This window comes from Chitinophaga sancti, from assembly GCF_034424315.1.
Taxonomy (GTDB): Bacteria; Bacteroidota; Bacteroidia; order Chitinophagales; family Chitinophagaceae; genus Chitinophaga; species Chitinophaga sancti.
In genome coordinates, this window is record NZ_CP139972.1 from 532,012 (window position 1) to 550,643 (window position 18,632).

The window sequence follows — 18,632 nt, forward strand, 5'->3', positions numbered from 1 at the left end:
CTTAGAGGATGGTATTTAAAACACCGCCATCTGCGCGGAGCGCTGCGCCGTTAGTGGCGATGGAGAGAGGGGAGGCCAGGTAGGTGGCTAACTGGGCGATTTCGGAGGGTTGTAAAAATCTTTGTAATAAAGAACCCGGATTGGTTGCCGCAAAAATATTCTCCTTTAGCACTTCAGCAGATAGGTCTTGTGCCGCTGCAATAGCTTCAATTGTCATTTTTACACCATCAGAATATGTAGGTCCCCCCAGGATCGTATTGACCGTTACTGCGGTACCTTTTGTTAATTGCGCCAATCCGCGGCTGATGGATAGCATGGCGGTTTTAGTCATCCCATAATGAATCATATTGGCAGGAATATTTACACCTGATTCACTGCTGATGAAGATAATTCTGCCCCAGTTGTTCTCAAGCATGGCTGGCATTAATGCGCGAGACAGTCTTACACTACTCATTACATTTACATTGAAGAAATGCAGCCATTCTTCGTCGGTGAGATCGAAGAAAGATTTCAGGTCAAAGATGCCAACATTATTCACAAGGATGTCAACAGGAGGAATTTGATCCGCGATCACCGCAATATCGCCTGCAATGCCTTTGACTGGGCCCAGTGGCTGTAATTGTGCTACTGCCTGTTGCAACTTTTCTTCGTTCCTGCCATTGATAAAAACGCTGGCACCTTCTCTTAGTAACTGTTCCGCTATGGCAAAACCGATCCCCTGGGAAGAGCCGCTGATGAAGGCGGTCTTGCCCTTTAATTGTAAATCCATGTATGTATTTTTTAATTGAGTATTTGAAGTTGCATCTCTATTTGTTTCGCTAGAATGGTATTGTCAGGATACATGCGTCGTGTCACATTGATACCATTCCAGAGCGTGATGAGATAGCGGCCAAGGATGGCGGGATCAGCCTGGTTTTTGATGTGGCCGTCCTTTTGTGCAGCTGCGATGGTGGCGGTGAACATGGCTTCTACTTCTTTAAGAATAGCCACGGCTTCGGCTTCCAGTTCTTCATCCAGGTTCGCCATTTCCACCACTGTATTGACGATGATGCAGCCCTGCATATGGGTTTGCTGATCGGCAGCGGCAATACTGCGGAAGAAATCTTTGATCAGATCTAAAGGAGCAGAAGCTTGTTTCAAAGTTGCTTTAAATGCGGCAAACGCTTCTCTGCGCTGCTGAATAGCCTTGCTGAAAAGTTCTTTTTTCCCTCCTTTATAGGCATTGTAAAAACTCCCGGCACCAATGCCGATGGCCTGTAGTATATCCGGTAGGGAAGTGGCAGTATAGCCTTTGTTCCAGAATACCTGTTGCGCCTTAGCGAGTGCTTCGTTATTGTCGTAAATGCTTGGTCTGCCTCTCATTGCTATTTTTGTAATGATCACTACAAAAATAGAAAAAAAAAGACTTCCACCAAACGGGGAAGTCTTTTTTTTCTGTTTGAAGGCATTTTATTTGGATGCCTTTCATTATGAATGTGTTCTTAAAATTTCCTGGGTTTAAAAATCCTCACTTTCTTCTTCTTCCTCATCACCGGCACTGGTACCGAAATTCATCATGGTACCCAGCAGGTCGCTGAAGCGGGTTTCATTTTCCACCACTTTCTTGCTGATTAAGGAATAAGAGGCCAGGCCATGCAGTACGAATTCCATCAGGAGTAATGCTTCCTGTTTTTTCGCCTGCGGGAAACGGCCTTTGATCAGTTCTTTCAGGCCATCTACTTTACTGAGTGCAGTTTCGTATTGCTTATCGCTTACATCCTGCAACAGCTGTACGGCATTCCCTTTATCAAACCACTGAATGACTTGCCTGTAAGGATTTTCGGCCTGCTGTACCTGTTTGCTGCGTTTCTTGAAAGAATCGGGATTCGGGAAGTAAGTGGCGAATAAGGTACGGATAGATTTGTCCAGGAGGTTTACTGCTACCTGCAGCGGACCTTCCTGTTCGCCTTCGTACACGAGTTCGATCTTACCGGTGATGGCTGGAATGATGCCCTGCAGATCTGCGATGCGTACAAAGGTTTCTTTCTCTCCGTTGATGATGGCCCTGCGTTCACCGGCACTCACTGCATTTTCGTAGGCGGCGATGGTGAGACGGGCGGAGACACCGGATTTCTTATCTACGTATTCGCTGTTACGTGCTTCGAAGGCAACCTGTTCGATCATGCGCTTGATCATATCACTGATCTGTACGTGTTGTTGTTCCGCATGTACATTGGCTTCCTGTTCGGTGATGAGCAGGGAGTTCTCCACGTTCTTTGGATAGTGGGTGATGATCTGGCTTTCGATACGGTCTTTCAGTGGCGTAACGATGGAACCACGGTTGGTGTAGTCTTCCGGGTTAGCGGTGAAGATAAAGAGGATGTCCAGTGGCATCCGGACTTTGAAGCCACGGATCTGTATATCGCCTTCCTGGAGGATGTTGAACAGGGATACCTGTATACGTGCCTGCAGGTCGGGGAGTTCGTTGATTACGAAGATGCCGCGGTTAGAGCGGGGAATGATACCGAAGTGGATCACTCTTTCATCGGCGTAGTTTAGTTTCAGATTGGCCGCTTTGATGGGATCGATATCGCCAACGAGGTCGGCAACGGATACATCGGGAGTAGCGAGTTTTTCGCCATAGCGGGCATCTGCTGGCAGCCAGGAGATGGGGGTGGCGTCACCGAGTTCGGAGACGAGGTCCCTGGCGTATTTTGATAAAGGATCGAAGGGACTGTCGTTTACTTCGGAACCTTCCACAATAGGAATGTATTCGTCCAGCAGGGAGATCATTTGCCTTGCCATACGGGTTTTAGCCTGTCCGCGGAGACCGAGGAAGAGGATATTGTGCCTGGACAGTAAAGCTCTTTCTGTGTCGGGGATGACGGTATCTTCGTAGCCGATGATACCTGGGAAAGTGATCTCTTTTTGCTGTAATTTTTTAATCAGGTTTTGCCTGATTTCTTCTTTTACTGACTTTGGTTTATATCCACTCTTCTTTAACTCACCTAGCGTTCTGATGTTGATATTCATTAATTGATAAAGTTTTACTGATTACAATTGAGTCGTGTTTTTTTAGTTTTTGAATAGCTAAAAAAACTGTTCTTGATTTACAGGGAATGCAGGAGCAGTTTGTTTTACAGCGCGTTTTCTTTTTCTATTTGCAGGATTAAAGCGGAACAGCTGTTTCCGTTACAGCACCTTTCTTTTTCCGTTTTCAAAATCAAAAAACAGGAACTGTCCTAATTTATCCAGTCCTGAGAAAAACGCTTTCCCGTTGTTGGTTTCCGTGAACTCTGTCACGAACTTTTGCAGCCACGGGTCTGTCGCTACCATGAAGGTCGTGATTGGAATCTTCAGCTTTTTACATTGTGCCGCGAGGTTCAGTGTGCGATTGAGGATCTTGCGGTCAAGGCCGAAGCTGTTTTTGTAGTACTGTTTGCCGACTTTGAGACAGGTAGGTTTCCCATCTGTGATCATAAAGATCTGTTTGTTGGGATTTCGTCGTCTGCGCAGGATGTCCATGGCGAGTTCCAGGCCTGCCACTGTATTGGTGTGGTAAGGTCCGACCTGGAGGTAAGGAAGATCTTTGATTTCTATTTGCCAGGCATCGTTACCGAAAACGATGATGTCCAGTGTGTCCTTGGGATAGCGGGTGGTGATGAGTTCACTCAGGGCCATGGCTACCTTTTTGGCTGGTGTGATGCGGTCTTCGCCGTAAAGGATCATGGAGTGGGAGATATCGATCATCAGGGCGGTAGACGTTTGTGTTTTGAAATCTGTTTCCTGGATTTCAAGGTCGTCCTGATGGATGGAGAAGCTCTCGATGCCATGATTGATCTGGGCATTCCGGATGGACGCTGTCATGTCGATCTGTTCCAGTGCGTCTCCGAACTGGTAAGGCCTGGAGTCGGCGTTGAGTTCATCCCCCTGCCCGGATTTACGGGTATTGTGGTTACCCACGTTTGACTTTTTCAGTTTACCGAAGATCTCTTCGAGGGCACGTTTGCGGATGTTCTGTTCGGTTTTCCCGGTGATCTGGATACTACCGTTTTCTTCGTTGTCTCGGATGTATCCTTTTTCCTTTAGTTCCTGAATGAAGTCTCCGATTCCGTAATCTTCGTTGGTCAGCTGGTATTCTTTGTCCAGTTCGGTCAGCCATTGCAGTGCTTCGCTGACGTCGCCGCTGGTGTAAGTCAGCAGTTGGGTGAATACGTCAAGTAGTTTGTCAAATGGCGATTTTCCCTGCTCGTCGGGTTCAAATTTGGAAAAATGTAAGCCTCTCATAATACTATGTAAATTAGTGAATTTAGTTGACAGTCGTAGAGGGCATCAGGATGTGAGCGTTTTTTTTAATTTTATGTTTATGTTAAGATCAATTATCCCGTCATTGGCCTTGATTTTCCAATGCACGGTTTCCACGGCTCAGGCAGTTTCAGGGGTGCAAAGTGTTCCTGAAGCACACAAAATTTCCACCGCCCGGATAGTTAAAACAACCCGCGGTTACATCAAAGGTATCGAAGAGCAGGGCATCTTCGTTTTTAAAGGAATTCCATATGCCAGCGCGGCGCGCTTCAAAGCACCAACACCCCGACCCGCCTGGAAAGACACGCTTTCGTGTACGGAATTTGGACCTGTGGCACCGCAGTGGGACGGCAAAGTAGTGGGTGAGGAAGATTGCCTGCAACTGAACCTGTATACATCCGGTGTAAAGGGAAAGAAGCCGGTAGTGGTATGGGTGCATGGTGGAGGTATGACAGGCGGTACTGGTAAGTGGATGAACGGACATGCTTTTGCCGACCATGACAGTATTATTACAATTACGATCAATTATCGCCTGGGTGCCCTGGGTTTCCTGTATATGGGTGATGTACCTGGATATGAGACGGCGCCTAATAATGCCGTGCTGGACCTGGTTGCATCACTGCAATGGATCAGGGAGAACATCGCTGCCTTTGGGGGAGATCCTGACAGGGTCACTGTGATGGGAGAATCTGCGGGGGCAAAGCTGAGCAGTGTATTGCTGGTTGCGCCGGCTGCAAAAGGGAAGTATCAGCAACTGGTACTGGAAAGTGGTGGCGTGAATTGTATCAGGGATACTGCTACGGCCCAGGCGATCAGGAAACGTTTGATGGATACTTTGGGCATCCGTGATCCGAATGAATTTTTGCGCTTGCCTGTGAATGACATTATTGCTGCGCAGGCGAAGGTATTGAAAGGTGCATCCGGCACGAATTATTTCGGGCCGATGGCTGATAATAAGGTGGTGTATGGGGATGCGTATAACTGGTTGAAGAAACACCCGCTGAAGAATGTAAGGGTATTGCTGGGAAGTAATAAGGCGGAGGCTTTATTGTTTATGAATATAGATAGGCGATTGTATCATCCGGATGTGCAGGTGCTCCGGGATTGGTTTGGAAAGAACGGAGACCTGGTGAAGATGCCGGCAGATACTGCAGGGATTATGCAGATGCTGAGCAGGATTATGTACCAGTTGCATACTTATAGACTGGCAAATGTGCTGGGCGCGCAGAAAGCGAATGTCTGGCTGTATTCTTTTGAGCAGACGAGCCAGGGTAAACCGGCTACGCATGGGCAGGAGCTGGGGTATATCTGGGGGAGTAAGCAGCCACTGGAGAATCCCGGATTAGAGCAGGTGATTCACAGGGATTGGGTGAATTTTATAAAAGGAAAGAACTTGTGGACGAAGTATGATGGGCGGAAACTGGGGATGATTTATGGGGAGCCTACCCGGGAGGAGCGGATCGCTGGTTGGGAGGATGTGAGTTTTCCGGCGATGGGTTTCCTGCTGGATTGATGAGTCATTCGGGGAATACCGGTTTAATTGGAATGAGTTTCTTGTTGGAAGGATGATCCATTCCGGGTATATTCCAACAATCACGGGAATGCTTTCCAGCCCGATGATTAACCATTTTTGTTTTAATTCAGTTTAGCCTGCAACAGGCTTTGGGCTGGACTGATGATCTAAAATAATTGCAGCTAACAGTTGCGCATTTACCAGTTCTGCCGGGTGTGGGGTATGGGGGAGCACTCCAAAACCTGCATCCGGCAGTAATTTGTACACCTGGATGGTCTCTTCAAAAGATACCATGCGATCACGATCTCCTAATAACAGCAATACAGGGATACCGATGTTTTTAAAATCATCTGCCTGAAGCGGGTTTTGTTCACCCATGGCTATCATCATATCCGCTGTTTTTTCCACTACCACTTTCCAGTCATTCGGCGCGTGCATTTTCTCTAAAGCATTTGCAAATGCAGGTACTTTTTGGACCATAACTGCCGGTTGCAGCATCTTTGATTCTTTCAATGCTGTGACAGGATCCCAGTGGAATTTTGTGCCGAGGGTAATAATGCTATCTACAAGTAAGGGTTGTGTAGCAGCCAGATGCAAAGCAACATATCCACCCATGCTGGCACCGAAAATAGTGAGATGTTCCAGTTGGTGTGAGCGGATGTAATCGGCTACTGAGGCAGCGAAAAATTGAATGGAGAAAGGAGCATCCGGTAATGGCTGACCAGCATGGCCGGGAAAGTCATACAGATGAATGGTGTAATGTTCAGACAATGCAGCGGCAATTGCCTTTAACTGGAAGGATGCGCCGATGGCACCGTGGAGAAGGAGTAAGTGGGGCTTCATGCATGCAAAATAATGAAAAAAGATTGTTTTGTAAATTGAGGAGAGCAAACGTTTTCTATTTATTATTTTTTGAACCGGCAATCAAAAGAAAAGGCCGAAATGCCTACCCAATAAGCACTCCAGCCTTCGCTATTTATCTGGTACACGAGACTATTAATAATATTCAAAACCATTAATAGTGATTCACCAGGCTATTAGTAGTGATGATAACCACCACCATGATAATGATGATGATGAGGAGGGCCATAACCAGGGCCACGCTCCACTAAGCAGCTACTTAAGCTAATGGTGCCGATAAATAATGTTGCGATGATAAAATATTTAAACGTTTTCATGATATTTAGGTTTGAATAAACTATGATCAATAAAGGTTGTTTAAGTTGGCGTCTGCAGGCGTTTTTTTAAACTTCTGATAGAGTAAATGAGAAAAGTGTGCCAGAGTGAAAAATGGATTGTTATTTACTGTTAAAATCCCTGTAATCCGCTGTGGTACGCTGATCATTGTCATGGTTTAAACCCGCATTTTCTCCTACGTTTGTGTCTATGATGCAAATTCCTTTCAATTTAATGGCAAAACCTGCGGGTGCAACCTGCAACCTGCAATGTTCCTATTGTTATTACCTGGATAAGGGAACGCCTTATATGGATGATACTGTGCTGGAAGCATACATCCGGAACTATATCAATGAGCAGGCCAGTCACCAGGTAGATTTTGTCTGGCAGGGTGGTGAGGCTACCCTTCAGGGAATTCCATTTTTTAAGAAGGCATTGCAGTTGCAAAAGCAATATAGAAATGGGAAGGTGATTACAAATGCGTTTCAGACGAATGGCACCTTGTTGAATGATGACTGGTGCCGGTTCTTCAGGGATAATAATTTCCTGGTCGGGATTTCTATCGATGGTCCGGCAGCATTGCATGATCCCTATCGGGTGAACAAAGGCGGTAAGGGCACCTTTAAGCAGGTGATGAGAGGATTGCAGTTATTACTAAAATACAGGGTGGAATTTAATACACTGACAGTGGTGCATGACCTGAATGCAAACCATCCCCTGGACGTGTACCGCTTTTTGAAAAGAGAGGGTAGTGAGTACATGCAATTCATTCCATTGGTGGGTAAGAAGGAAGCAGTGAATCCGCTGGCGTTTGGCCGCTTTATGATCGGAATTTTTGATGAGTGGGTGAAGCAGGATGTGGGGAAATATTTTGTGCCGGTATTTGATGCGGCGTTAGCAAATGAAGTGGGGGTACCGGCAGGAAGTTGTGTATTCAATGATTATTGCGGACAATCGATTGTGATTGAGCATAACGGTGATGTATATGCCTGCGATCATTTTGTGGAGCCGCAGTACAGAGTAGGAAATGTGTTGACGGGGAGTTTGCAGGAAATGATGCGTTCTGAAAAGCAGCAGAATTTTGGCTTAAATAAATTCAGGCTGTTGTCAGCATCCTGTGGCAAATGTGATGTTTATAAATATTGCCGGGGAGAATGCCCGAAGAACAGATTGCCGGATGGTCTGAATTATTTATGCGAGGGCTACGGTCTGTTCTTCAGGCATATCCGCCCATATCTGCAATTTATGGCCAATGAGCTGGCCCATAAGCGATCTCCGGCGAATGTGATGCACTACGCTTCGACAGGCTTTCCACCTCTGAACTGAGGAGGCAGCTGACTGATTTGATGGCTGATCGTTTCAGCAATAAGCCTGCCTTGTTCACTCAGACCTGAACCATCATAAGTAGGAGCACCCTCCTTATCTGAATCTGTCTGAATCATTTCAAATCCTGCCGGGATCTGATCACTGAAATGCTTGTTTGGAGTTACATGATAGACGATGGAATGATCGCGTTGTTCGAATTCCAGGTCCAACATGAACTGTTGTCCATCTAAGTTAATTGTGATTTGCCTGGTCATATGTTTGAGTTTATAATTGTAAGGCAAAACACAGGCCATATGTCAGCAATTCCACAGCAGGAATAAGTCCTGTTTTTGTTTTCCCACATTTTTATTGAGGTGTAAGACGGATTACGCGCAAAAAGCCTAAAATTATTGATAAACGATGCCCTGTTTGCGATTGGATGAGCCAGCGTCGGACGGGGAGGGGATGGGTACATAGTGACCAACCTGAACGATAGCGGCAGCGGGTTCCTGTGGGATGCAGTCAGTCAGCCGAACAGGATGGTTGTTTCTGAAGCAGGCGGCATCATTCATATCAGTTCCCGGATCGTGGTGTCACCAAACATCACCATAGCGGGGCAGACTGCCCCCGGAGATGGGGTAGTGGTGTATTTTATAGCGCATTTATGGAAAACCGTTTATTATTGCATCCGTCAATAAACCGTCTTAAATATGAAACTTATTTTTCCGCTATGTTTAATGATTATCCTGCTGTCCAGTTTTACATATGTTAACAAGGACAGGATCGTAATTCCTGCGGTATTAAAATCTGCCATTGTGTACCGGTCCGGCGCAGAATTACATCACATGGCCAAAGCCAGCCTCGAAAAGGGGAATAATGATGTTGTTATTGAAGGTGTCAGTAATGATGTTGATCTTAACAGTCTTCAGTTTGGTTCCGATGGAGGAGTGACAGTAATGTCGGTGGAATTCGTCACCAACTATCTTAAGCCCGCTGTAAAACCGACGCTTGTAAAAAAGCTGGAGGACTCTGTTGAAATAGTGACCCGGGCACTTTCCAGGCTGCAGGTTATTCTGAAGACCGACAAGGATATGCTGGATCTCCTGAACGCCAATAAAGAGATCCGGGGCACTCAAACAGGCCTTAGTGTGGCGGAATTGGTGAAAATGATGGAATATTACAAAACAAAAACACTCGAACTGCAGAATGAGATCACGGATTATAACGAACGCTCTGTCAAATTAGAGGAATTGATGGCTAAACTGAATGATCAATTGAATGAAGAGAAAAACAAGAATACTAAAACAACAGGAAACCTGATCCTACAGCTGTTTAGTCCTATGAGCGGCAGTTTTAATTTTACCATCTCATACATTACCAAAAACGCTTCATGGAATCCTTACTACGATCTTTTTGTGGAGTCTGTCAATAAGCCGGTACGATTGATTTACAGAGCTAAGGTTGCTCAGTCCACAGGGATCGATTGGCAACAGGTGAAATTGAGTCTTTCTACATCTACACCAAACCAGCAAAATACAGCGCCTGTGTTTAATGGATGGTTCCTGGGATATATTAATCCTAAGGTTCAGATAAGGGGTTTTAGTTCTATGACTAACTCACTAAGTGGAAATCTGGCACTTAACGAAGTGGTTGTTTCAGGTTACGGTTCCAAAAGCATGTACAAGCGTGAAGAGACCGAAGCCGAAGCTGCTCCGGTTTATATAGTAAATGGAAACATGATGAATAAGGCTGATTTTGAGAGGATAGCCCCGCAGTCAATTGCAGACATGAACGTATTAAAAGATGCTGCAGCTACCGCAATATACGGCAGCAGGGCCGCCAACGGAGCTATTGTTGTTAGACTTAAGGATAACATGAGTGATTATATATCCGTGGCGGATAATGAACTTAATATGGTCTATAACATAGACCTGCCTTATGATATGGAGAGTAACGGTAAAGAGCAAAGCGTGCAGTTAAAAGAAAGCAGTGTGGCTTCAGTCTATAAGTTCTATGCAGCTCCCAAACTGGATAAAGAAGCCTACCTGCTGGCAGATATTGCCGATTGGGAACAGCTCAATCTTATTCCGGGAGAAGCCAATATCATTTTTGAAGGTACCTATGTAGGTAAAACAATGATAGACCCCAACAGCACAAAAGATACACTTACGCTTACGTTGGGCAGGGACAAAAGAGTGGTGGTTAAAAGAGACAAACTGGTAGATGTTAGCAGCGTTAAATTCCTGGGATCCAACAAGAAGCAGGTGTTCAGTTATGAGATAACCGTGAAGAACAATAAGAAAGAAAAAATCTCCATGCTGCTGAAGGATCAATACCCTTTGTCCACCAATAAAGACATAGAGGTGGAAGTGCTGGAAACCAGCGGGGCAGATGTAAATCAAGATCTCGGCATCCTGAACTGGAATATAGAACTGGCGCCTGGAGAAAGTAAGAAGTATAAATTAAGTTATAGCGTTAAGTATCCTAAGGATAAAATGGTCAATGTAAACTGATGTTTAAAATAAAGGGGCTGGCCTTTGGGTCAGCCCAAAAAAATGGGAGATGTGACTGGGCTTCCACCTCTCTCGTACCCAGGCTTAGTCTGCACCTTTGAAGAAAATGAAAGTGGCAGCTGAAAACAAGGACCGAACTTCAAATCCATTGAAAGGTCAATGAATCAAATTAGGGTATTTCCCAATCCTGCAGTTGCTACGATCACTGTGTAGACAGGGTATGCCGCAGCTTGTCGCCCGGAACTGGTAAATATGGACGGAAAGATTGTAAGAAGCATCAATGGCATCTATTTTTAAGCTTCATCTCATGCCTTTTTCTTTTCAAAGTACTCCCATAGATATTTCGATACTTTTATGATCAGGGTAGAGGCTTCATTGTCGTCCGTCCAGCTCTGGTCTACAATATTCTTTGTACCGACATAGAATACATATTCCCCATGGGGCGCATTCACATATACGACTTCCGACCTGGAGGCGTCTATTGCGCCGGACTTATGCGCTGCCTGTACATATGGAGGTATCGCGGAAATTGCCCCTTCGTCATAATAAGGATGTGTCATCAGCCGGTACATCCTTTCTGAAGCTGCCTTACTGACCACTTCTCCATTCCGGATCTTTAGCATCAGCGTGGCCATCTCCCGCGGCGTGGTCATTCCCCAGCCATAGATCTTCCAGATCTCCTGTCTGCCGGCTGTACGTGAATTCACCCTGGTTACCTGCATGCCATACTGCTCCATGAGCTGGTTAATGCGTTCTCCGCCGCCAGCCAAAGCCTGGTTCCAGAGCGAAGCTGTATTATCACTGTAAGACATCATGAGAGCAAGCAGCACACTCAGTTCTGTTTCAGCACTATCCTTAAAATACTGCATGATACCGGAGCCTCCGTATCTGGCGCTATCCCTGTACACGAGTGGCTGGTGGTATTGCAGTTCCCCTTTTTCGATCTTGTCAAATACCCCGACGAGTATGGGCACCTTAACGATACTGGCCGTAGGAAAGATACTATCCGCATTGATCTCCGCATAATGCCCCGTTTTCAGGTTGCGGACATAAATACCTACATCCCCCCGAAAACCGGAGATCACATCATGCAGGCCTTTTTCCAGTTTCTGATCATGTTGGGCAAAGGCGAAAGAAGGTATAAGCAGTAAGAGAAAAAGATACTTCATATCGGTAAGATATGAAATTTAAGCTCCATTTCCATTTGAAGTTAGCACCTCGCTCATGTAATCAAAAAACGGGCGCATGGCTTTGAAGGTCTTATTCGCTTCTTCTATAAAGCTTGCTTCCAGTACCTCTTCATCTGTAAATCTCCTGATCAGCAGGTATTGTTTAAAGCGCAACAGGTCGATGGCTTCGTGATCTGCAGGATAGCCTTTGGGAGCTGTCTTTAACTGCTCGCCTTCCAGCTGACCGAATGTGGAGGTGAATAATTTGCTTTTAAGGATCTTTTGCAAAGGCGCAGGATCAAAACTGATATCATCCCGGATCAGTTTCAGATCGGCAGGAACGGGGCCGAAGAAGCCACCGGCTACAAGACTGTTGCCTTGTTCGATATGGAAATAATACCCACCTCTGCGTTGTTTGGTGGCGCGTTTGAAACTACCGCTCCAATGGGTTTTGTAAGGTGTTTTATCGTTTGAGAAGCGGGTATCCCTGTAAATGCGGTAAAGGCTCTTCTTGCCGGAAGGGGTTTCGATCAGGTCGTGTGTATTGAGTTTAGCCAGCAGGGCTTCAGCAAAGTTCTCAATATGCTGCAGCTCCTGCTGATACACTGTTTTATTTTCATTGAACCATTCGCGGTTGTTGTTCTTCTTTAGTTTTTGGAGAAAGTCGAACCCGGATGCAGGTAAAATTACCTGTGATTGTTTTGCCATTGCGATGAATATTGAACGGCAAAGATAGGCTTAATGGCCCTGTTTTTTATCTTCCAGGATTTTTAATACGGCTGCTTTGAGCTCATCATAATTTGAGCTATCATCGAAGCGCTGGTTGAATACTGAAATGTTGCCTTTATCATCTTTGGCGCTAAGTACATAAGGCAGGCTTTCTGTAACGGGCGGCGTATAGGTTGTCTGGATGGTCATTTCTACTACATCCGGAAAAGGCTTCAGCACGAAGATGGTTTTGTTATAAGCTTTATCCGATGAACCGTGTTCATACCTTTCGTATACTACGATGTCTTTTTTATTCCATTTAAAATAGTCAAGAATAAAGCGGTCATTCAGTTCACCGTCCAGGTTCCCGTCACGCTGTGCTGCGTAAAGTTTCGCTTTGTAGCGGTCGCCGTTAATGTAGTCTTTGTTGTGATAGCAGATCTGGATCATTTTTGTCATCGCCACGTAGTTGATCGTATCTATTTCCAGGAGTTCCTGTACGACCGGCAATGCGAGATCATGCCGGCCTTCTTTTATTTCAAGGTCACAGATGCCGATGCAGGCGATTTGGTAGTCTTCTCCATCTTTCAGCAATTTATCTTTTACCTTGTAAAATACGGCGAGGGCTTTTTCATTCTCATTGCGTTCAGCATAGATTTCACCAATCAGTACATTGGCATGGCCATCATCATCGGGTAGTTCACTGGCCTTGGTCAATACTTCCAGGGCTTGTGGGATCTTGTTTAAATGACGGTAGGCATTACCCATTCCTACATAATGGCGGGAGGCAACATCAATATCCTGTGCTTTGGCGAATACTGCCAGCGCTTCCTCGTACCGCTGCATGTTATTGAGCAGGGTGCCTTTTTGAAAATAAGAACGTGGATCTTTCGGTGCTTTGGCAATGGCTTTGTCCAGGGTGGCCATGGCTATATTGTCCTGCGAGAGGTTGTGATAAGCTATGCCAAGTATAATCAGGGCTGGCACAGAGAGCGTATCGGGTGCTGTGGTATAGGCGATAATATCTTCCCAGTTCTCTGCCCGCTCCAGTGTTTTGAAGCGGGTACTGTCCTGCGCATAACTTTGGTATAGGGCGCAACAGCAACCAATGGTTGCGATTAGCTTTTTCATATATAGGGATCTGTTTTTCCGTTTAACTGATCAATGCATTCAGGTCCATCAGATTTTTAATTGCATCGCCGATGGTGTTGTTGAAATAAACAAACACTTCTTTTCCTTCCTGCATCCATGCTTTGATCTGTACCGCATTTTGTTCCAGCTGGGGAAGGGTATAGCCTCCTTTGTAATCGCCAGCCGGCCCATGGAACCGAAGATAAACAAATTCAGCATTTTTATTTAGCCGGGTATTCCTGGATTTTGGAATATCGTGCAGGACTATACTGGCGCCGTATTCGTCCGCCAGTTCGAAGGTCTCGCTGATATACCAGCTGGAATGCCTGAACTCAAGGGCCACTTTCCAGCCCGAAATCATCGACAGGAGGGATTCTACCTGGCTAAAACCGTCTATGGTAAGAGAGGGTGGAAACTGCAGCAGCAGGCAGCCCTTTTGATCCCCTGCCTCGTTGATGACCGACATGAAATTTAACACGTCTTTTGGATTAAAAGCCAGGCCTTTTACATGGGTGATCTCCTGCCATAATTTGTAGGTAAATACGAAATCCCGGGGCACTTCTGTTGTCCATTTCTTTACCGTTGTTCCCTTCGGAACTTTATAAAATGAGCTATTGATTTCAATGCTGTTAAATAAACTTGCATAGTAAGTAAGCCGTGGTTTATCCCGGTATTCAGGCGGGAATGACTGCTTGTTTGGAACGGGCAGTACAAGCCCGCTTGTGCCAGATCTGTACAGATTTTTCATACAGTGGTATAATCGATTATATTTGAAAGATACCTATGTTTATCATAAGATTTTTTCCTCATTGTGCCGGGGCGGTTTTCTATTTGAGTTCGATGGACTGAACAGCACGTACTTCTTCGAGGAAGTACTGGTCGTGTGAGATGACGATCAGTGTACCCTCATAAGCATTGATTGCAGCTGTGAGGATCGCTACGTTTTGGATGTCCAGGTTATTTGTCGGCTCATCGAGAATGATCATGTCAGGTGCCTCGGGATCGATGGTAAGCGCGCAGAGCAGGAGCCGCATTTTCTCTCCGCCGCTGAGGGTACTGCATGGTTTATCCCAGTATTCTTTTGTAAAAAGGAACCTGGTGAGGCGGATCTTTATTTCATGCTCCTGTAGTGCGGAATGATTAAATAATTGTGCCTGGTCATACACGCTCAGCTGGTTATTGATCAGTGAATAGTCCTGATCGATATAAACGGTTTTACCGGCCTGACTGGTGAGTACGCCGGTAGTTGGGTTGATATATCCCAGCATCATTTTTATCAGTGTAGTTTTCCCCGAGCCATTTAGTCCTTTGATGGCTAGTCTTTCACCACTATTGATCTGGAAACTTAGTGGCTGTGACCAGAGTGGTGAGTGCTGGTAACTGAAATTGATGTTTTGTGCATGGATGAGGAGTTTGCCTTTATACAGGTTGGCGTTTTCAAAACCCAGTTTCATTTTGTCGATGTCAGGGAGCTCTTTGCGTAGTTCCTGGAGGGCTTCTGTGAGCTGGCTGACCTTTTCTTCGTGCATGCCTTTCGTACGGGCGGTACTCTTTTCGGCATTGTTGCGAAAGGTGTTCATAGAAATGGTGGGCAGACCTGATTTCTCCTGTTGCTTTTTTCCCCTGGCGTCCAGTTTCTGTTGCCGTTCCATGGTTTCTCTTTCCGTTTCTTTGGCTTTGCGGAGCGCCTTTTCCCGGCTTTTCAGGTCTTGTGCCATGGCGTTGTTTGCTACCTGTTTTTGTGCCAGATAGAAATCGTAATTGCCTCCGTAGAGGGTGATGCCTTTTTTGCTGAGTTCATAAACCTGGTCCGGGAGCTGGAGTAACTGGCGATCATGGCTGACTACGATTAGGGTAACAGCCGTATTTTCTATCAGCTCATACAGCAGGGCACGGCCATGGCTATCCAGGTGATTGCTGGGTTCATCAAGCAGGATGATATCCGGTTCGTGAATGGCAATGCCGGCGAGAAAGGCTTTTGTTTTTTGTCCGCCGCTGAGGGTACTTATGGGCTGTGAGAGGGGAAAGTCTTGCAAACCCCAGTGTAATAAAGCCGCTGCGGATCGTTCTTCAATGCTCCAGTCATCATTGAGCTGGTTCATATTCGCTTCGGATACATCACCTTCCAGGATGCTGTGCAGGGCCTTTATTTTATGATCTATGTGTAAGGCCTCAGCGATGCTGAGATCGTTGTACTGGCCAAAATGTTGTGGTATATAGTATGGCTGACCGGTGGTATGAATAGTACCGGAAGCAGGTGTAAGTATTCCTGCCAGTAATTTGAGCAGGGTGGACTTACCAGCGCCATTATTACCGATTAGTGCGGCTTTGGCATGTGCGGGAATGCTGAGGTCAATATGATCAAACAGCAGATCCTTATTCGGATGCAGATAGCTTACCTGTTGTAAAATGAACATGGACTATTTTCTTCAGTAAAGATTAGTGAAGTGGGTTTGATTACTGATTATTTATTTGAAAATAGATCTCACATTGATGTTGGAGTAATTTTTGCAAATATAGCGAAAAGGTTCTATTTTTCGACAAACCCTAAATTATTGTGGGATCAGTTTGATTCTCTATTTCCCAAAACAACATTGGCGGTTGCCGTAGGATTCGAAAGGGGCCTGCGGCTGGCTTAATTAAATTCAAAATATTTAAATTATTTTATGACAACAGAAGAGTACAAAAGTTTGTTTACAGAGGACGATACTGTAGGCTGGACGGCGATCGACGATGTGTTTGAAAAAATATACCCCGGTCAGGAACCGATGCATTATGCGCCGCCATTACACTATGCAGTAGGTGGGGAAGATCCCATTGATGGTACAAGTATTTATAAAAGCACGAAACAGGAGGAACATTTTCATTTAGTGAGTTATGGTTTTTCTGAATTGTATTATAATGAGAAAGCGGCAGGTGGTGAGTTCAGCAAGTGGGGCTTTGAACTGACGATGCGGGTGAAGCCTTTTGCAGGTGATGAAGGCAATCCGACCTGGGTGATCAATATGATGAATAACCTGGCACGGTATGTATTTAGTTCCAGCAGGTGGTTTGAGGAGTATCAGTATATACCGGCTAATGGACCCATCAGGCTGGATACGGATACGGATATTACAGGATTGGCATTTGTAAAAGATCCCGAAGCGGGCAGGATTGATACCCCACATGGAGAGCTGACCTTTTTGCAGATAGTAGGATTGACCACAGCTGAGCTTGAGCGGATTAAAGCAGCTAATACCAAGGCAGCTGTGGAGGAGGTGTTAAATGAGATCGCGAAAACGAACCCCTTGTATATTACTGATTTGGAAAGGCGGTCAAAATGAGTTGCATGGGGCCAGGCCAGGTCATTATATTGCTGTTGTATCTTAAAGCATAAATCATGCTTTAAGATACAACAAAAAGAAAACCTGCTTTTCAGCGCTGATTTTCTTTTTGTTGTTTAGTATTAATGATGAAGACTTGTATTACGATCATCCATCTGCCTGAGATGTTTATAATGGATATAACCGTAAAAGAGGAAAAATAGTAAGAAAGAAATTGCAATACCCCAGGTAATCATTCGCTCATTCCTGGACTCCTTTGTCATTTTCTTATGATCCTTTTTGCCTTTCACACCTGGTTTATAATTATTCCTCTTCACTATTCTTCAATTTTGACAAAAGATCGTACGCTCCATTTACCACAATCTTTCCTTTCAACTCTTTATTGGGCGGTAGTTCTACCTGTATCAATCCAGAGTCATCATTCCCTGTCGTCACTTCCTGCATGTCATAATAATAAGTCGCTGCATGCGCTGTCACAAGTTTATTCCCTTCAGCACCATTTCCTCCCGGTGCTGCTGCCGAAACGAAAATGTATTTTTTCCCACTGTAGTCTACCACTGCGTTTTCGGGTAAAGTCAGGGCATCTGATTGACCAATCGCAATCTGTGCGGTTAAATAAGTTCCGGGAACAAATGTATTATTACTACCAGTAGCCAGGGCATGAACGGTGATCGTCTTGTCTGGCTTGATTTCACGACCTACCAATTCAATAACCGCCTTACGTTCTGTACTATCACCTGTGAGCCTGAACCTTACCTGCTGACCGGGTTTCAGCAGTGCCACATCCTTCTCAAACACATTCAGCTCCACGTGTAGTTCTGTACCGTTCACAATCTCAAACATCACATCATTAGGATTTACAAACTTCCCGCTATTGACATTTACCTTCGTTACATACCCTGTTACCGGTGCATAAATATTAATCCTGCTTCTGATATTCGAAGCTGTCAATGTAGCGGCGTTGATATTAATCAGTTGCAGGCGTTGACGCAATGCACTCTCTCTTGCCTGCGCAATCTGATACTGATTCTTTGCCTGCTGCAGCGTTTTGCGTGAGTTCACATTCTGACTGGCTAATGTTTCCTGGCGCTGGTATTCAGCGTCATTTAGTTCTAATACACTTCTGCTCTCCAGGTAGTCCTGCTGCAGTTGTACATAGTCCTGATTCTCCAACACCGCAATCACCTGTCCTTTTGTTACGCTACTCCCCTGTAACAACGGCGTAGAAACAATAATACCGCCCATCTGGGTTGTGACACTCAGCAGGTTTTGCGGCGGTACATCGATATAGCCTGTCACTTTTAATAAACCACTGACAGGTTTAATCTCTGCCGATCCCAGTTGAATGCCAATCGCGTTGTATTGCTCCTGTGTAATTTCTACAAGGTTTTCACTTTCTGTCTTATCAGTGTCGGCCGATGTAGCTGTTGTACCTGATTTTTTATTTCCACAGGCACTTAATAATATGGCAAAAACCATTACACCTGCTATGTTATATAGATTCTTCATG

The 18,632-nt window shown here is 45.3% G+C and carries 19 protein-coding genes; 5 read left to right on the top strand and 14 right to left on the bottom strand.

What is annotated here, in order from left to right:
* Window position 1 precedes the first annotated feature (1 nt).
* The 4 genes from U0033_RS01875 to U0033_RS01890 form a co-directional block, all read right to left on the bottom strand.
* Complete coding sequence (locus U0033_RS01875) at window positions 2-769, bottom strand: SDR family NAD(P)-dependent oxidoreductase (RefSeq protein WP_072366079.1); 768 nt, start codon at window positions 767-769, stop codon at window positions 2-4.
* Between the two features lie 11 nt (window positions 770-780).
* Complete coding sequence (locus tag U0033_RS01880) at window positions 781-1,362, bottom strand: TetR/AcrR family transcriptional regulator (protein WP_072366081.1); 582 nt, start codon at window positions 1,360-1,362, stop codon at window positions 781-783.
* Between the two features lie 135 nt (window positions 1,363-1,497).
* Complete coding sequence (locus U0033_RS01885; RefSeq protein WP_072366083.1) at window positions 1,498-3,012, bottom strand: sigma 54-interacting transcriptional regulator; 1,515 nt, start codon at window positions 3,010-3,012, stop codon at window positions 1,498-1,500.
* 159 nt (window positions 3,013-3,171) lie between these two features.
* Complete coding sequence (locus U0033_RS01890; protein WP_072366085.1) at window positions 3,172-4,266, bottom strand: vWA domain-containing protein; 1,095 nt, start codon at window positions 4,264-4,266, stop codon at window positions 3,172-3,174.
* Window positions 4,267-4,345: 79 nt separating this feature from the next.
* Here U0033_RS01890 and U0033_RS01895 point away from each other — a divergent pair, with 79 nt between their 5' ends.
* Window positions 4,346-5,797 carry a carboxylesterase family protein gene (locus U0033_RS01895; protein WP_177318749.1) on the top strand — a complete coding sequence of 484 codons (1,452 nt, stop codon included), beginning with the start codon at window positions 4,346-4,348 and terminating at the stop codon, window positions 5,795-5,797.
* A 132-nt stretch (window positions 5,798-5,929) separates the two neighbouring features.
* Here the strand turns inward: U0033_RS01895 and U0033_RS01900 are convergent, their stop codons facing one another.
* Together U0033_RS01900 and U0033_RS01905 are read right to left on the bottom strand one after the other, a co-directional pair.
* Entirely contained in the window at window positions 5,930-6,640 is a 711-nt protein-coding gene (locus U0033_RS01900; RefSeq protein ID WP_072366089.1) for an alpha/beta fold hydrolase, read from the bottom strand.
* A 194-nt stretch (window positions 6,641-6,834) separates the two neighbouring features.
* Window positions 6,835-6,975 (bottom strand): hypothetical protein, encoded by a 141-nt coding sequence (locus tag U0033_RS01905; protein WP_177318750.1) that lies wholly within the window; start codon window positions 6,973-6,975, stop codon window positions 6,835-6,837.
* Between the two features lie 232 nt (window positions 6,976-7,207).
* Here U0033_RS01905 and U0033_RS01910 point away from each other — a divergent pair, with 232 nt between their 5' ends.
* Entirely contained in the window at window positions 7,208-8,299 is a 1,092-nt protein-coding gene (locus U0033_RS01910) for an anaerobic sulfatase maturase (RefSeq protein WP_218164125.1), read from the top strand.
* On the opposite strand, the gene U0033_RS01915 is transcribed toward U0033_RS01910, so the two are convergent.
* Entirely contained in the window at window positions 8,266-8,553 is a 288-nt protein-coding gene (locus U0033_RS01915; protein ID WP_143150960.1) for a hypothetical protein, read from the bottom strand. The genes U0033_RS01910 and U0033_RS01915 overlap by 34 nt on opposite strands.
* 201 nt (window positions 8,554-8,754) lie before the next feature.
* On the opposite strand from U0033_RS01915, the gene U0033_RS01920 reads away from it, so the two are divergent.
* Window positions 8,755-8,976, top strand: coding sequence for a hypothetical protein (locus U0033_RS01920; protein ID WP_143150961.1), 222 nt, complete (start codon window positions 8,755-8,757; stop codon window positions 8,974-8,976).
* A 12-nt stretch (window positions 8,977-8,988) separates the two neighbouring features.
* Entirely contained in the window at window positions 8,989-10,791 is a 1,803-nt protein-coding gene (locus U0033_RS01925; RefSeq protein ID WP_072366092.1) for a DUF4139 domain-containing protein, read from the top strand.
* A 305-nt stretch (window positions 10,792-11,096) separates the two neighbouring features.
* Here the strand turns inward: U0033_RS01925 and U0033_RS01930 are convergent, their stop codons facing one another.
* From U0033_RS01930 to U0033_RS01950, 5 genes are all read right to left on the bottom strand, one after another.
* Complete coding sequence (locus tag U0033_RS01930) at window positions 11,097-11,960, bottom strand: serine hydrolase (RefSeq protein WP_072366094.1); 864 nt, start codon at window positions 11,958-11,960, stop codon at window positions 11,097-11,099.
* Window positions 11,961-11,978: 18 nt separating this feature from the next.
* On the bottom strand, window positions 11,979-12,668 hold the full coding sequence (locus tag U0033_RS01935; protein WP_072366096.1) for a DUF2461 domain-containing protein: 690 nt from the start codon (window positions 12,666-12,668) through the stop codon (window positions 11,979-11,981).
* A gap of 30 nt (window positions 12,669-12,698) precedes the next feature.
* Window positions 12,699-13,799, bottom strand: a complete 1,101-nt coding sequence (locus U0033_RS01940) for a tetratricopeptide repeat protein (RefSeq protein ID WP_072366098.1) — start codon at window positions 13,797-13,799, stop codon at window positions 12,699-12,701.
* A gap of 22 nt (window positions 13,800-13,821) precedes the next feature.
* On the bottom strand, window positions 13,822-14,547 hold the full coding sequence (locus U0033_RS01945) for a DUF72 domain-containing protein (protein ID WP_072366100.1): 726 nt from the start codon (window positions 14,545-14,547) through the stop codon (window positions 13,822-13,824).
* A gap of 79 nt (window positions 14,548-14,626) precedes the next feature.
* A complete protein-coding gene (locus U0033_RS01950) occupies window positions 14,627-16,216 on the bottom strand; it encodes an ABC-F family ATP-binding cassette domain-containing protein (RefSeq protein ID WP_072366102.1) in 1,590 nt (529 codons plus the stop codon).
* Between the two features lie 249 nt (window positions 16,217-16,465).
* Here U0033_RS01950 and U0033_RS01955 point away from each other — a divergent pair, with 249 nt between their 5' ends.
* Entirely contained in the window at window positions 16,466-17,122 is a 657-nt protein-coding gene (locus tag U0033_RS01955) for a suppressor of fused domain protein (protein WP_072366104.1), read from the top strand.
* Window positions 17,123-17,244: 122 nt separating this feature from the next.
* On the opposite strand, the gene U0033_RS01960 is transcribed toward U0033_RS01955, so the two are convergent.
* Both U0033_RS01960 and U0033_RS01965 read right to left on the bottom strand, forming a co-directional pair.
* A complete protein-coding gene (locus tag U0033_RS01960) occupies window positions 17,245-17,439 on the bottom strand; it encodes a hypothetical protein (RefSeq protein ID WP_072366106.1) in 195 nt (64 codons plus the stop codon).
* Window positions 17,426-18,631: an efflux RND transporter periplasmic adaptor subunit gene (locus tag U0033_RS01965; protein ID WP_072366108.1), complete on the bottom strand. Its 1,206-nt coding sequence runs from the start codon at window positions 18,629-18,631 to the stop codon at window positions 17,426-17,428. The genes U0033_RS01960 and U0033_RS01965 overlap by 14 nt, the downstream gene beginning before the upstream one ends.
* Window position 18,632: the final 1 nt, after the last annotated feature.

Coding starts and splice junctions, on each gene's coding strand:
- U0033_RS01875 (WP_072366079.1), bottom strand. CDS start 769: ATGGATTTACAATTAAAGGGCAAGACCGCCTTCATCAGCGGCTCTTCC.
- U0033_RS01880 (WP_072366081.1), bottom strand. CDS start 1,362: ATGAGAGGCAGACCAAGCATTTACGACAATAACGAAGCACTCGCTAAG.
- U0033_RS01885 (WP_072366083.1), bottom strand. CDS start 3,012: ATGAATATCAACATCAGAACGCTAGGTGAGTTAAAGAAGAGTGGATAT.
- U0033_RS01890 (WP_072366085.1), bottom strand. CDS start 4,266: ATGAGAGGCTTACATTTTTCCAAATTTGAACCCGACGAGCAGGGAAAA.
- U0033_RS01895 (WP_177318749.1), top strand. CDS start 4,346: ATGTTAAGATCAATTATCCCGTCATTGGCCTTGATTTTCCAATGCACG.
- U0033_RS01900 (WP_072366089.1), bottom strand. CDS start 6,640: ATGAAGCCCCACTTACTCCTTCTCCACGGTGCCATCGGCGCATCCTTC.
- U0033_RS01905 (WP_177318750.1), bottom strand. CDS start 6,975: ATGAAAACGTTTAAATATTTTATCATCGCAACATTATTTATCGGCACC.
- U0033_RS01910 (WP_218164125.1), top strand. CDS start 7,208: ATGGCAAAACCTGCGGGTGCAACCTGCAACCTGCAATGTTCCTATTGT.
- U0033_RS01915 (WP_143150960.1), bottom strand. CDS start 8,553: ATGACCAGGCAAATCACAATTAACTTAGATGGACAACAGTTCATGTTG.
- U0033_RS01925 (WP_072366092.1), top strand. CDS start 8,989: ATGAAACTTATTTTTCCGCTATGTTTAATGATTATCCTGCTGTCCAGT.
- U0033_RS01930 (WP_072366094.1), bottom strand. CDS start 11,960: ATGAAGTATCTTTTTCTCTTACTGCTTATACCTTCTTTCGCCTTTGCC.
- U0033_RS01935 (WP_072366096.1), bottom strand. CDS start 12,668: ATGGCAAAACAATCACAGGTAATTTTACCTGCATCCGGGTTCGACTTT.
- U0033_RS01940 (WP_072366098.1), bottom strand. CDS start 13,799: ATGAAAAAGCTAATCGCAACCATTGGTTGCTGTTGCGCCCTATACCAA.
- U0033_RS01945 (WP_072366100.1), bottom strand. CDS start 14,547: ATGAAAAATCTGTACAGATCTGGCACAAGCGGGCTTGTACTGCCCGTT.
- U0033_RS01950 (WP_072366102.1), bottom strand. CDS start 16,216: ATGTTCATTTTACAACAGGTAAGCTATCTGCATCCGAATAAGGATCTG.
- U0033_RS01955 (WP_072366104.1), top strand. CDS start 16,466: ATGACAACAGAAGAGTACAAAAGTTTGTTTACAGAGGACGATACTGTA.
- U0033_RS01965 (WP_072366108.1), bottom strand. CDS start 18,631: ATGAAGAATCTATATAACATAGCAGGTGTAATGGTTTTTGCCATATTA.